Raw genomic sequence first — 13,160 nt, 5'->3', positions numbered from 1 at the left:
TCTATATCTTTTACTAAATTACTACCCCTTTTTGTAATATAACGTTTGCATATAAGGCTTTTTCTCCCGTTGCAATTATTGCATAAGCCTTTTTTGCCTCTTCATAAAACTTAAATCTTTCTATAGTTGAAACTGTATTGCTTCCACGATTATCATGCTTTACTATAATATTTTTATATTCATCCCAAATAGATGTTTTAACATTGTCACCTTTCATAACTTCCATTAGATTTACTGGATTTTCAACATAAGTATCAAGTGGGAATACTTCTAGTATTGCATCTAATAGCTCTGGAATTCCATGACCATCACATCTAACTACTATACAGTCCTTTCCCATACTTTCTGTTGGAAAATTGCCATCTGCAATTACTATTTTGTCACTATGTCCCATCTCACATAGTATTTTAAGTAACTCTGGTGATAATATTTGTGGTACTCCTTTTAACATTTAATTACCTCCTGAAGTTTAATTACACTTTTAAATCTTTCATATTCTTCATCCCATAATTCATAATTTTCAGGCTCATAATAACTCATATCATTAGAATTTCTTATAATCTCACGAGCTTCATATAAATTATTTATCTTCTTTGTTGCCATAAGCTGTATTGCTATATTTCCATAAACTGTGGCTTCAATAGGTCCTGCTGAAACTCTAATATTACATGCATTTGCAGTCATCTGGCATAATAATTTACTTTGAGTTCCACCACCAACCATGTAAATAATATTATAGTTTTTATTAGTACAATCCTTTATTTCTTCTAAAGAATACCTATACTTCATAGCTAAGCTTTCATTTATACACCTAACAATTTCTCCAAAGCTTTCTGGCACTTCTTGATTAGTCCTTAAACAATATTCTCTTATTCTACTTGGAATATCTCCAGCTTGTACAAATATAGGATCATCTGGGTCTATAAAGCATTTAAAAGGCTTTGCCTCACTTGCCATTTTTTCTAAAGCTGAAAAGTCACACTCTTTTCCTTCTCTTTCCCACTGTCTTTTACTTTCTTGAATTAACCACAATCCAATAATATTTTTAAGAAATGAGGCTTTATCTTCATATCCACCTTCATTTGTAATATTATACTTACTTGATTTTTCATTAATAATTGGATCACTAAGTTCAGTTCCAAGTAAAGACCATGTTCCACAGCTTAAAAATACAAAATCTGTTTCAGTAGTTGGAACCGATACTAATGCACTTTGAGTATCATGTCCTGCTACTGCAATAACTTTACACTTCTCTATTTTAAGTTCATCACATATTTTTTCTGATATATCTCCTATGAATGTTCCACTTGGAACTATTTCAGTAAATATCTTTCTTGGAAGCCCTAAATCATTTATTACCTTATCTGACCAAGTTCTATTCCTAGCATCAAATAACTGTGTTGTTGATGCTATTGAATTTTCAGTAACCATTTTTCCTGTTAGTAAATAATTAAATAAATCAGGCATTAGAAGCATTACCTCTGCTCTTTCAAGTAGATGTGCTCTCTTCTCTTTTAAGGCTAATAATTGAAATGCTGTATTTATTTCCATGAACTGATTACCAGTTATACTATAAAATTCATCTTTTGATATTTTTTCAAAACTCTTTTCTACCATTCCAATGGTTCTTTCATCTCTATAATGAACTGGGTTTTCAATTAATTGTCCATCCTTATCTAAAAGGGCAAAATCAACTCCCCAGGTATCTATTCCAATACTATCAATTTCTCCAAATTGTTTTGATTTTATAAGACTTTGCTTTATCTCAAAAAATAATCTTAAAACATCCCAATACATAGTCCCATTTATAAATACAGGGTCATTTGAAAATCTATGAACTTCTTTTATATTTATTTTTTCCCCATCAAACTCCCCAAGAATAGCTCTACCACTTGATCCACCAAAATCAAAGGCTAACACTTTACTTTTTAAATTTATATTTTTCATAGTATCACCTACTAAGTTTTTTATTTATGTCTCTTTTTTAAGTGAGTGTTGATTTCTAGAGAGTGCCAGAAATCAACACTTATTTTAAAATATATCCTTATTTATACATTGGGCCATAAGCCTTACAAGCTCTGTAATCTTGTCCCTCTTTATCCATTCCAAAAGCATTCCAAGCTGCTGGTCTAAATATTTTCTCCTCTGGAACGTTATGCATGCTTACAGGTATTCTTAAGATAGAACATAAAGTAATTATGTCTGCCCCTATATGTCCATGACTTATAGCTCCATGGTTAGCACCCCAGTTATTCATTACATCATAAGCAGATTTAAATGCTCCTTTTCCTGTAATTCTTGGTGCAAACCAAGTACAAGGCCAAGTGTAATCTGTTCTCTTCCATATCTTATCTGATACCTCATCTGGAAGTTTTACAGTATATCCTTCAACTAATTGAACAACTGGTCCAAGCCCTTTTACAAGATTTAAACGCATCATTGTCACTGGCATTTCAGCTTCTGTTAGGAATCTTGATGAATATCCACCACCTCTAAAGTAGCCATTATCAGCAGCATTCCATGTAGTTGCAGCAAGTATTGCTTCTTGGTCTTCTTCTGTAACATCATACCAAGCTTTCATTGTTCCATTTCCATTTTCATCTTTAGCTTGTCCACAAGCATCAAGACAAGCTGCACCTGAATTTATTAAATGTATGAATCCATCTGATTCTTTTGCTAATCCCTCTAATTCATATCCTGTAGCTTTTTTAACTGCATCAGGACTCCAATAAGTTCTAACATCTGCAAATATTTGCGCTTTATTTGTAAGAAGCTTTCCAAAAAGCATACCTAATCCATTTAAAACATCATTTTCAGTAGCTAATACATATGGCTCTCTAGCACCATCCCAGTCAAAAGAAGTGTTAAGTAAGGCTTCTGGGAAATCACAGTTTGGATAAAAATCAGTCCACTGTCTTTGTCCTTGGAAACCTGCTGCTATTGCATTATGTCCTAATTTTTCTTCTTCACATCCAGCTGGTAAATTTTCATTTCCATTCATTAAGTCCTTTATAATGCACATCATTTTAACTACAAATTCCCATTCCTTATCCTTTTCTTCTCTTGTCTTTTGAACATCCTCAGGGTTTTTATCAAAACCTTCCTTACATCTTTCCTTAGTCCATTTTAAAGCTCTTTCAAATTCATTCTTATCATAGATTTCCTCAGTCATTCTTCTTATAATTTCTACTTCATCAACAGATTCTACTCTCATACCTAAATATTCTTCTATAAAGCTTGGATCTATGATAGAACCACCTATTCCCATACATATTGATCCAATTTGAAGATAAGATTTTCCTCTCATAGATGCTGCTGCAACTGCACTTCTTCCAAATCTTAATATCTTCTCTTTTACATCCTCTGGTATTTCAGTATCATCTGCATTTTGAACATCATGTCCATATATTCCAAAGGCAGGAAGTCCTTTTTGAGCATGATTTGCTAAAACCGCTGCTAAATAAACTGCTCCTGGTCTTTCAGTTCCATTAAATCCCCATACCCCTTTTATAGTCATTGGATCCATGTCCATTGTTTCTGCACCATAGCACCAACATGGAGTAACTGTAAGTGTTATATCTACACCTTCTCTTCTAAACTTATCTGCACAAGCTGCAGCTTCTGGCACTCTTCCAATTGTAGTATCAGCTATTATAACTTTTACTTTTTCTCCATTTGAATATTTTAAATTTTCCTCTAAAAGCTTTGCTGCTGACTTTGCCATATTCATTGTTTGCTCTTCAAGAGAACCTCTTACATTAAGTCTTCCTCTTCTTCCATCAATAGTTGGTCTTATTCCTATTACAGGATACTTTCCTACTAATCTACTACTTGCCATAATTATTCCCCCCAAAATTCAATTCAAATTTATAACTTTTATGTTTGCTCTTTTTGGTTAATTTTTACTTTAATTTCATTTTACACATTTATATAAACGTTTTCTTGTGTTATAATAGTCAAAAAATGTAATAATATTCACTTTTTTAATAAGGAGGAGTTTATGAAGTATTTTGATTATAAAGAAAATAAACAACATGGGACTTTTGATTTTCCAATAGAGTTTTATCACGTCACTCCAAATCATTCTAGATACAATATGCCTTATCATTGGCATACTGAATGTGAAATAATTAGAATTTTAGAAGGAGAATTTATACTATTTATAGATAAAGAAAAAATAGTAGCCAAAAAGAATGATATTATTTTTATTCATAGTGGGATATTTCATGGTGGGTTACCTAATGATTGTATTTATGAATGTGTAGTTTTTGATATGAAATTAATGTTAAAAGATAATCATGCCTGTACAAAGCAAATATATGACATTATAAATCATAATAAAGTTATAGCACATAAGTTACCTTCAGATATAAAAGATTTAGATTCCTGCTGTACATCATTATTTGAAGCCATGAGACTAAAAAGTACAGGTTACGAATTTATAACTCAAGGTGCTTTATACTATTTAATAGGAACTATATTAAAACATCAACTATATGTAAATAATGATAAATACACAAAAAAGACTAAAGAAAGATTTCTCCAACTAAAAAATGTTATGACATTGATAGAAAATGAATATCAAAACCCTTTAACCCTTGAAGACCTATCTAAAGCCTCTGGTATGTCTCCAAAATATTTTTGTAGATTTTTTCATGAAATGATCAATAAAACTCCTATAGAATATTTAAATTACTATCGTATTGAAATTGCCTGTGAAAGCCTTCTGGCAACAGAGCTTTCTGTTACTGATATTGCTTTAAATTGCGGATTTAATGATATAAGTTACTTTATTAAAACCTTTAAAAAATATAAAGGGGTAACCCCAAAAAAGTATTTAAAATCACTAGATAACATTACTTTAGTAAAATAATAATACACAATGAAATCACTAGAAAAAGTTTTTCTTCTTTAGATAAATAAAAAAACACTCTCTTAAATGAAATAATTCACTAAGAGAGTATTTTTATTTTTAACCTTATTTTAAAGTTAGTTTTGACTTCTAGTTATCTCTTTATGGCTAGCTTACTCTTACATTAAAGATTCATATAAATCCATTATATCGTAAACAGATGTTTCTTTTGGATTACCTGGTCTACAAGCATCATTATAAGCAGATTCTGATAAGAATTTTATGTCTTCTTTTTTAACTATGTCTTTAAGATTAGCTGGTATTCCTACGTCTTGTGAAAGCTTTTTAACTGCATCTACTGCTGCTTTTCTATACTCTTCAACTGTCATATTCTCTGTGTTTTCAACACCCATAGCAGCTGCAATATATTTATATTTATCTCCTGTTTCATCCGCATTATATTCCATAACAGTTGGAAGAATAATTGCATTTGCAACCCCATGAGGTGTGTCATAAACAGCTCCTAAGGAATGTGCCATAGAGTGAACTATCCCAAGTCCAACATTTGAAAATCCCATTCCTGCAATGTATTGTCCTAATGCCATTCCTTCTCTTCCTTCTGGTGTATTTTCTACTGCTCCTCTTAAATGTTTTGAGATTAATTCAATAGCTTTTAAGTGGAACATATCTGTCATTTCCCATGCTCCGCCTGTTATATATCCTTCTATTGCATGAGTTAATGCATCCATACCAGTTGCAGCTGTAAGTCCTCTTGGCATACTTTGCATCATTTCAGGATCAATGATTGCCACTACTGGAATATCATGAGTATCTACACATACAAATTTTCTATTCTTTTCAACATCAGTAATAACATAATTTATAGTTACTTCCGCAGCTGTACCAGCTGTTGTTGGAACAGCAATTATAGGAACAGATTTATTCTTAGTTGGTGCAACTCCTTCTAAGCTTACTACATCTTCAAATTCTTTATTATTAATAATAATTCCTATTGCCTTTGCAGTATCCATTGATGATCCACCACCAACTGCAATAATATAATCTGCACTTGATTCTTTGTAAGCCTCTACCCCACATTTTACATTCTCTATAGTTGGATTTGCTTTAATATTTGTATATAATTCATAACTAAGATTAGCCTCATCTAATATAGAAGTAACCTTTCCTGTAACTCCAAACTTAACTAAATCTGGATCAGAACATAAGAAAGCTTTTTTAAACCCTCTACCTTTTACTTCTGTAACAATTTCTTTAATAGCACCTGCTCCGTGATAAGAAGTTTCATTTAATACAATTCTATTGACCATGCTTGTTCTCCCCCTTTTATTCTTAAAAACATACTTATATATTTATCTATATATTTATTTTAAGTTTATAAAACACACTATTCTATGAATATAATGTCATAAAATATAATAATATTCACATTTATAAAGGTTGTATTTAATAAATATTTTCTAATTCTTTATATCTACCTTATTACCACAAGCAACAAAAGTACTTATAAGTATATATGATTATTCTTTGTAAGATTAATTGAATCTCTTCTTTGAATAATATAAAAAAGAGGTCATATGAAAATAGTTATAAAACCCTTCATATGACCTGAAATTTTCGACTAAAAAAGTCCTCATATATTATAATTAGTTCTCTTATTATAGTCCTTTTTCATCAAGAAATATATTAGCGTTTTCAATAGATTTTTCTACTTCATCTAAATTTATTTTCTTACAGTCATCATTATTTTCTGATTCTAGAGTAAGTTTAACTTTCATCATATTATAAAGTAAATTTACAAATAAACTTGTGTTTTCTGTAATAACTTTTTCTTCATCAGTGAAATCATTCCAATCTATTTTATGATTAATGTATACTATATTCATAAGTTTATCTAAATGTTCTTTATAAATTTTATCTATTGAAGAAATCGATTCATGAAATCTATTTGATATATTTCTTAGCTCATTCATATATGAACATATTTTATTTATTTTCTTTTGATTTTCCTCCATTTGTGACCAAGCTTCTTCAGCTTTATTTGAAAGGGAAGAGCCAGTTATATTAAATATTATTCCTCCAACAAGCAATGAAATTCCAAGAGTTGCTCCACCAAGTATAGCACTTCCAAGAGCAATTCCCCCGCCCCCTGCTGCAAGTGATCCTCCTCCAAGTGCTGCTAATGTAGCATTTACAGCGGCAGCTCCACTTAAAGAAGAAATAGCAGTGCCTGTTGATGCTGCTCCTAATGCCATAACAGCAGAAGTAGTAGCTCCTGCAGCTGCAAATCCTCCTGCTGTTCCAAGTGCAGCTCCTCCTATTCCACCGAGTAATAAACCTGCTCCTATAGAAACTTTCTTTAATTCTTCTATATCACATTTAGGAATATTAACACCATCTTTATCATATGATTTAAAATCAGGCCTACATTGTATTCTTTCTATAACATCCGAAAATCCTTCAAAACTTTTAAGAATCTCAAGTTCTTTTTTACCTAACTTATCCAAAGTAATAGTCGTTATTCTACTTTCAGCTTCAAAATTCTCTATATTTGCTTTATTAATTTCGTCAGCTAATTTCATAGTATCTTTTGCTTTTTTCATTTTAACAGCTCCATGAATACCACTTCCAACTCCTGCTGTTCCTGCAACCGCAGCCCCTATTCCCAAAATTAACGGTAATGGCATAATATACCTCCTTATAGTGAACTATTTTTTAATTTATTACAAAAATTATAATTAATATTATAATATTCACTTTTTGTCATAATTGCTTTAAAAAAAATTTCATAACTTTCATCAATGCGACACAACAATGGTCTCTCTTCATAAATACTACATAAATTACCTTTTAAATATTTACATATACCATCTCCATTATGAAGTTCATCATATATATGTGACTTATTTAAATTCCTACAACATTCTCCACATTTATCACATTTAAACATTATTCAAACACCAACCTGTTATTTTTATCGCTCATAAAATCGTCAAACTCTCCATTCCAAGCCATGTTTGCTTCTATATTATTTAAGATATTCTTAAGCTTAATATTTAATTCATCTTCACTTTTTACATTTTCAATTTCAAGAGCAAAGGAATAATATAGGTCTGTTTCTTCACGAAATTTATTAATATCAATACTCATAAGCTCTGCTGCATATTTATCAAGATATTTAGCTTGTTTAATATAGTAACTAGCTCCTGTATTTAATATATCTAGTTGATCAAGCTTGCTAACTAATTTATTAATAGTCTCACTTCTATCAAGGAAATATAATAAAGAACAACTCATAATCCCTGTAACAAGGGTTCCACAGAATGTTTGAACAATCTCTCCAACTTCCGGGATCGCTCCTATTGGTGTTTTCTTTATTGCCTCACTAAAAACTGTTCCCATAACAATGCTTGCTCCTGTTGCAATCACCTTTACTACAGCACGCATTCTCTCTCCAAAATTTAATTTATCAGGATTTATTAAAAGTATCTTTGTAGCCTGAACAATAGATGCGTATGCTTGTCTAATTATTTTCACAACATTTTTAGCTGTTGTAAAAAATATATTGCATAGTGTAGTTGTAATACTTGAAATAAGTCCTGAACATACTCCTTCTTTAAACCTTTCAAGTAATTCTTTATATTTTTTTTTTGCATTTTCAAATCCACGCTTGATTCCATTTCCAATTGATATTAATAATTCTGAAAAGTCAAAATGACCAATTAAATTATCAAATTCTTCTTTTACTGTGAACCATACCTCTGTAAAAACAAATCCAAGAACTTCTCTAAAGCCCATCTTTAATCCAACGCTTCCAGCAGAATAAGCTACATCTTTAGCAAACTTAGAACTTGTGTAATAGCTCTTTGCTATCTTTGCCTCATATGCCTTTCTAGCTTTAAAATCCATTTCTTTCATTCTTCTTTTTTCTTCTTCAGTATATTCATGTCCATTTTTATCTAAAAATTCATCCATAGTACTTGCTTTTTTAGTTCTATTTGTATGAGGATTTGTAACTTGTAAATTCTCCTCACTATTTGCCAAATCAGCTCCATTTAAATTTGCTAAAACTCTTCCTGCATCCTCATGAACTTCTTTAGCTGAAATTACATGGTCTAAATCGCTTTTTTCGTTAATTCCTATGCTCTTACCAGTATATGAATCTTTTAAAGTACCTTCTTTTTTTTCTTTGCTAATTTGCTTATTTTTTTCTCTATAATTTTTATGATTATGATAAACATGGGAATCATACTCCCCTCTGTTTTCATAGTTTTTTTCGTTTTGCTTATTTTTATAGTACATATTTTCATCTTTACCTATTTTACGAACATTATTTATTGTATCAACATCTCCTCCATGTTGGTCTTTCACAATAAAATCTAATCCAAATGAAGTTATTAAGCTTTCAACAATAACTCTTTCATATTGCTTAAAAATGCTTCTCATAACATTTTCATTTGGATCTGGATAAAAAGTCGATTCACAATCATAAATATATAAATTGCTCATAATATTTACTCCTTTATTTTTTTAATTTACTTATATACTATTTATTCTAAATCACTTTCTATATCAATAATTAAGTTTAACTTCTTAGAATATAGTATTTCATAAAACATTTATAAAATATTGCCTCTTGAGTCTTAAATAACTATATAGTTAAAGTTTACTATTTATATAAGTCTAATATTAAACATTCTCTATTATCTAAAACATATTACTTTAAACAATTTAATAAAATATTGGAATTTGCTCTCAATTATAATTATGATAAAATAATCCTCGAGATGAAAAAAATATTATAAAAAAACAGTAAAAGTAGTTGCGCTATAATTGAAAATGAAAACAAAGAAATTCTTTGTACCTTAAGATCAAAAGATATGACTCTTCCTAAGCAATGTGAATTCCCAGGTGGAAAGATTGAGGAAGGGGAAGGTGTAGAACAAGCAATAGTTAGGGAAATTAAAGAAGAATTAGATTGTGATATAGAATACATATCTATATTTAATGATAATACTCATGAATATGAGAAAGTTATAGTTAACTTAATAACATTAAGATGTAAACTTGTTAATGGGACTCCAAAGGCTAGTAAACATACAAAACTTATATGGCTTCTAGTAGATTACCTTTAAACTCTTTCATTGGCTCCTTCTGATGTTCCAGCTGTAAATCAATTAGTAATTGAGAAGTAAAAAAACAGGATAAATATCCTGTTTTTCTTAATTATAGAACAGATTTTAAAATGTATTTTTTAATTTATGACAGTATATATAGCATAATAGCTGATATTGCTATGGTAATAACCGATACACCTGCTACTATGAAAATTTTCTGATACGGTCTTTTTCCATACTCTTGTTGTTTTTGAATCTCGTCCATACTTTTTCCTTCTGAAAAGGCAAGAATTTCTTTGTAAGTCTGAATATCAAAGTTCTTTTTTTGCTTATCAACTTTAAATCCATAATAATTTGCTGCTATGGCAATAACGCCCCAAATTGCAAATCCAAAATACCCCATGAATACTGTAAGTGGAACAACTAATACCATAGTACATAATAATAATACAACAAAAATATTTCCATCATGGTTAAACTTATCAATGTCTTCTGATTTAATTTTCTCTTTCATTTCTTTAAAATCTCCTTTAATAAGTACGTCAAGAGATACATTAAAGAGAGAGCTTAGTAGTAATAAGCTTTTCACATCTGGATAGTTTTTATTGTTCTCCCAGTTTGAAATAGTCTGCCGAGATACAAATATCTCTCTAGCTAATTCATCCTGTGAAAGCTTCATTTCTGTTCTATATTTTTTTATTTGTTTTCCAATCTCCATAATAATGTCCTCCTGCATACTCAGTGTATAACCTGAAATGAAATTCCACCATCAAAAGCCTTTGATATTGGCTATTTTAACCATGTCAAAAGTATTTTACATAGCTACAAATGGCTATATTGCTCACTTCTTGCTTACTAGTTTTTTTATACCTAAATCTGTTTTAAACCATGATTGATTTCTAAATAGAGCTTATATACCCTCTTAATTATCACTAGAGTTTCATCATATATTGGTATATTTAAGCTACTATTGACTTCTATTCCACTTAATTAAGACTAGATAAATCCCTTTTATCTAGTCAACTTCTCTACAGCTTAAAACCCAACAATTCACTCTACCAATTTGATATTTCTTTGTAATTTCGTACTTATCCCCTTCAATCATAGCAACTATAGGTGAAGTCCTTTTAATAAATTCAAAGGGTAAATTATTTTTCCCACAATATTTTGCAACCTCTAAACAAATCTCATCATCAGTTTTAGGAATACTGTCTAATTCAATTAAAAAGCCTTTTTTAAACATGCTATTTACTCTCTCCTTTAACAAAATTACTTTGTAAAATTTTCTACTTTGAAATATCTTTAATTAACTAAACTTACTAGTCATTTTTCTTTTCTAGTAATATATCTATGGATGTCAGTATAAATTTTAATGCTCTATATAAGGAAACCATAAATAATATTCCCCCTATAAACACTCCAACTTTGCTTGCTATTAATACTGTCCATGTCATATAAAATCCAGTTGCAGTACTTGTTTGAGAAAATGGTGTAATAAATGCAAAGAATGCTGAAATGAATATTATAAGAATTGATAGTTTAAGTTTTCTTAATATAGCAGCAGAGCTATCCCCTTTTATTTTTTCGCTCATCATAACCTCCTAACAATAAATTGTATATATGATTATATTTTACATTATATAGAATGATATGCAATATAAATTTAGTTGTAGCTAGTTATAATCAGATGGTTCATTTGAGTTAGGTTATAACTTAGTACATATTAATCCTATTTTTATAAATTAAAAGGCTCTCTTTTATAAGTGTAGGTTAATTTTTAGCTATAGCTAGGTATTAACACTAATTTATAAAGAGAGCTTAGTAATAAGCTAGGAATTATGTTAATATAATTCCCTTTTCTATTTTATTTCCTTTTAAAAATTCTTTTACCTCAAGAGGCTTTCCCCCTGGAAACTGTAATATTTCTATGTTAAGAATACCATTGCTTGTTGCAACTAAAATTCCTTCATCATTTGCTTCTATAATATAGCCAGGTGGTTCAACAGTATTTGCCTCTATTGATTTTGATTTAAATATTTTAATTGGTGTATCTTTATAATAAGTATGAGCTGTTGGCCATGAGTTTATATTTTTATATGGCCAAGAACTTAATCCTCTTATTAGATTATGTATGTTAATGCTACTATCACTCCAATTAATCTTTGCCATGTTCTTATTAAGCATCTTTACATATGAGCTTCCCTCACTTGGCTGTTTTACTCCACAAATTTCACCTGATGCAATTCCATCTATTGTTTTCTCTAAAAGATCAGCACCATCTATTTTTAATACATTATATAATTCTCCTGCTGTCATAGAGTCAGGCACATTAACTTCACTTGTCATAAGCATATCACCTGTATCTATGCCAGTATCCATTAGTATTGTTGTGTTACCAGTTTTCACTTCCCCATTTATTAAACTCCAATTTATTGGTGCTGATCCTCTATACATTGGTAGTATAGATGCATGTAGACAAATACATCCAAGCCTTGGTATATCAAGTATCTCCTTAGTTATGATTTGACCATATGCTACAACAATTATAAAATCTGGAGCTATCTCTTTTAATTTATCAATTACTATAGAGTCTGTTTTTATTCTTTCTGGTTGTAGGATTGGAATTTGATTGGATAGTCCAACCTCTTTAACTGGTGAAATAGCTACCTTCTTCCCTCTTCCACTTGGTCTATCTGGTTGTGTTACAATTGCACTCACATTATATTTCTCTATAAGCTTCTTTAATGAAGGAACTGCAAAGTCAGGTGTTCCCATAAAAACTATTTTCATTATCTCTACCTCCTTTAATGCCACAAAATATATTCTGTATTCATTCATCAGTTGCATACTATAGTTGAATAACAAAAAATCATAATACATTTAAATAATACCATAATATTCAATATATTATTATTTTTTCATAGTATTTAACATAACTTATTTTAAGTTGCTCTCTAATTTCTTTATTTATTCTTTGATTATAATTTAACTGAATGTTGATTTTGCTCATTAATTCAGACCTATCTAAAATCAATGCTAGTTTAAAATATGGCCTATTCTTTTAGTCTTTTTATTTTTGGCTCTCTTCGAGAAATTATTCAGGGTATGAAAACTTGAATATGATAAGATATGATGTGAATCATGGAGTGAGTGGATTTATTCTTTTTGGGGTT

12 protein-coding genes and 1 pseudogene are annotated in these 13,160 nt (G+C 30.0%); 2 read left to right on the top strand and 11 right to left on the bottom strand.

All coding sequences use genetic code 11. The annotated features are described in order from the left end of the window. Window positions 1-13: 13 nt before the first annotated feature. The 3 genes from ACQZHJ_RS06635 to ACQZHJ_RS06625 all read right to left on the bottom strand — a co-directional run bounded on the left by ACQZHJ_RS06635 (window position 14) and on the right by ACQZHJ_RS06625 (window position 3,838). Window positions 14-451 carry an RbsD/FucU family protein gene (locus ACQZHJ_RS06635; protein ID WP_430484758.1) on the bottom strand — a complete coding sequence of 146 codons (438 nt, stop codon included), beginning with the start codon at window positions 449-451 and terminating at the stop codon, window positions 14-16. Beyond that, entirely contained in the window at window positions 445-1,947 is a 1,503-nt protein-coding gene (locus tag ACQZHJ_RS06630) for a rhamnulokinase (RefSeq protein WP_430484757.1), read from the bottom strand. The genes ACQZHJ_RS06635 and ACQZHJ_RS06630 overlap by 7 nt, the downstream gene beginning before the upstream one ends. A gap of 97 nt (window positions 1,948-2,044) precedes the next feature. After that, window positions 2,045-3,838, bottom strand: coding sequence for an L-fucose isomerase (locus tag ACQZHJ_RS06625; RefSeq protein WP_430484756.1), 1,794 nt, complete (start codon window positions 3,836-3,838; stop codon window positions 2,045-2,047). 162 nt (window positions 3,839-4,000) lie between these two features. On the opposite strand from ACQZHJ_RS06625, the gene ACQZHJ_RS06620 reads away from it, so the two are divergent. Then, a complete protein-coding gene (locus ACQZHJ_RS06620; protein ID WP_430484755.1) occupies window positions 4,001-4,873 on the top strand; it encodes an AraC family transcriptional regulator in 873 nt (290 codons plus the stop codon). A gap of 158 nt (window positions 4,874-5,031) precedes the next feature. Here the strand turns inward: ACQZHJ_RS06620 and fucO are convergent, their stop codons facing one another. The 4 genes from fucO to ACQZHJ_RS06600 form a co-directional block, all read right to left on the bottom strand. Then, window positions 5,032-6,180: a lactaldehyde reductase gene (gene fucO, locus ACQZHJ_RS06615; protein ID WP_430484754.1), complete on the bottom strand. Its 1,149-nt coding sequence runs from the start codon at window positions 6,178-6,180 to the stop codon at window positions 5,032-5,034. Window positions 6,181-6,528: 348 nt separating this feature from the next. Beyond that, entirely contained in the window at window positions 6,529-7,557 is a 1,029-nt protein-coding gene (locus tag ACQZHJ_RS06610) for a hypothetical protein (protein WP_430484753.1), read from the bottom strand. Window positions 7,558-7,568: 11 nt separating this feature from the next. After that, window positions 7,569-7,820 carry a YkgJ family cysteine cluster protein gene (locus tag ACQZHJ_RS06605; protein ID WP_430484752.1) on the bottom strand — a complete coding sequence of 84 codons (252 nt, stop codon included), beginning with the start codon at window positions 7,818-7,820 and terminating at the stop codon, window positions 7,569-7,571. Continuing rightward, window positions 7,820-9,379 carry a hypothetical protein gene (locus ACQZHJ_RS06600; RefSeq protein ID WP_430484751.1) on the bottom strand — a complete coding sequence of 520 codons (1,560 nt, stop codon included), beginning with the start codon at window positions 9,377-9,379 and terminating at the stop codon, window positions 7,820-7,822. The genes ACQZHJ_RS06605 and ACQZHJ_RS06600 overlap by 1 nt, the downstream gene beginning before the upstream one ends. Before the next feature lie 294 nt (window positions 9,380-9,673). On the opposite strand from ACQZHJ_RS06600, the pseudogene ACQZHJ_RS06595 reads away from it, so the two are divergent. After that, a pseudogene (locus tag ACQZHJ_RS06595) lies at window positions 9,674-10,005 on the top strand ((deoxy)nucleoside triphosphate pyrophosphohydrolase); the annotation flags it as partial. A gap of 124 nt (window positions 10,006-10,129) precedes the next feature. Here ACQZHJ_RS06595 and ACQZHJ_RS06590 read toward each other — a convergent pair. From ACQZHJ_RS06590 to fmt, 4 genes are all read right to left on the bottom strand, one after another. Next, window positions 10,130-10,705 carry a helix-turn-helix transcriptional regulator gene (locus tag ACQZHJ_RS06590; RefSeq protein ID WP_430484750.1) on the bottom strand — a complete coding sequence of 192 codons (576 nt, stop codon included), beginning with the start codon at window positions 10,703-10,705 and terminating at the stop codon, window positions 10,130-10,132. Window positions 10,706-11,002: 297 nt separating this feature from the next. After that, entirely contained in the window at window positions 11,003-11,230 is a 228-nt protein-coding gene (locus ACQZHJ_RS06585; RefSeq protein WP_430484749.1) for a DUF4318 domain-containing protein, read from the bottom strand. Window positions 11,231-11,306: 76 nt separating this feature from the next. Beyond that, window positions 11,307-11,579, bottom strand: a complete 273-nt coding sequence (locus ACQZHJ_RS06580; protein WP_430484748.1) for a hypothetical protein — start codon at window positions 11,577-11,579, stop codon at window positions 11,307-11,309. 244 nt (window positions 11,580-11,823) lie between these two features. Beyond that, the gene (fmt, locus tag ACQZHJ_RS06575) at window positions 11,824-12,777 is read right to left on the bottom strand and encodes a methionyl-tRNA formyltransferase (RefSeq protein ID WP_430484747.1); all 954 of its coding nucleotides are present in this window, start codon (window positions 12,775-12,777) and stop codon (window positions 11,824-11,826) included. Window positions 12,778-13,160 lie beyond the last annotated feature (383 nt).

The organism is Clostridium sp. B9 (assembly GCF_050509515.1).
Classification (GTDB): Bacteria; Bacillota; Clostridia; order Clostridiales; family Clostridiaceae; genus Sarcina.
The sequence above is the reverse complement of the archived record's forward strand: the minus strand, read 5'-3'. Positions and strand labels throughout refer to the sequence as shown.

Excerpts from the sequence above, each read along its gene's own strand:
- ACQZHJ_RS06610 (WP_430484753.1), bottom strand. The coding sequence starts at position 7,557 with ATGCCATTACCGTTAATTTTGGGAATAGGGGCTGCGGTTGCAGGAACA.
- ACQZHJ_RS06635 (WP_430484758.1), bottom strand. The coding sequence starts at position 451 with ATGTTAAAAGGAGTACCACAAATATTATCACCAGAGTTACTTAAAATA.
- ACQZHJ_RS06600 (WP_430484751.1), bottom strand. The coding sequence starts at position 9,379 with ATGAGCAATTTATATATTTATGATTGTGAATCGACTTTTTATCCAGAT.
- fucO (WP_430484754.1), bottom strand. The coding sequence starts at position 6,180 with ATGGTCAATAGAATTGTATTAAATGAAACTTCTTATCACGGAGCAGGT.
- ACQZHJ_RS06585 (WP_430484749.1), bottom strand. The coding sequence starts at position 11,230 with ATGTTTAAAAAAGGCTTTTTAATTGAATTAGACAGTATTCCTAAAACT.
- ACQZHJ_RS06630 (WP_430484757.1), bottom strand. The coding sequence starts at position 1,947 with ATGAAAAATATAAATTTAAAAAGTAAAGTGTTAGCCTTTGATTTTGGT.
- ACQZHJ_RS06605 (WP_430484752.1), bottom strand. The coding sequence starts at position 7,820 with ATGTTTAAATGTGATAAATGTGGAGAATGTTGTAGGAATTTAAATAAG.
- ACQZHJ_RS06580 (WP_430484748.1), bottom strand. The coding sequence starts at position 11,579 with ATGAGCGAAAAAATAAAAGGGGATAGCTCTGCTGCTATATTAAGAAAA.
- ACQZHJ_RS06625 (WP_430484756.1), bottom strand. The coding sequence starts at position 3,838 with ATGGCAAGTAGTAGATTAGTAGGAAAGTATCCTGTAATAGGAATAAGA.
- ACQZHJ_RS06590 (WP_430484750.1), bottom strand. The coding sequence starts at position 10,705 with ATGGAGATTGGAAAACAAATAAAAAAATATAGAACAGAAATGAAGCTT.
- fmt (WP_430484747.1), bottom strand. The coding sequence starts at position 12,777 with ATGAAAATAGTTTTTATGGGAACACCTGACTTTGCAGTTCCTTCATTA.
- ACQZHJ_RS06620 (WP_430484755.1), top strand. The coding sequence starts at position 4,001 with ATGAAGTATTTTGATTATAAAGAAAATAAACAACATGGGACTTTTGAT.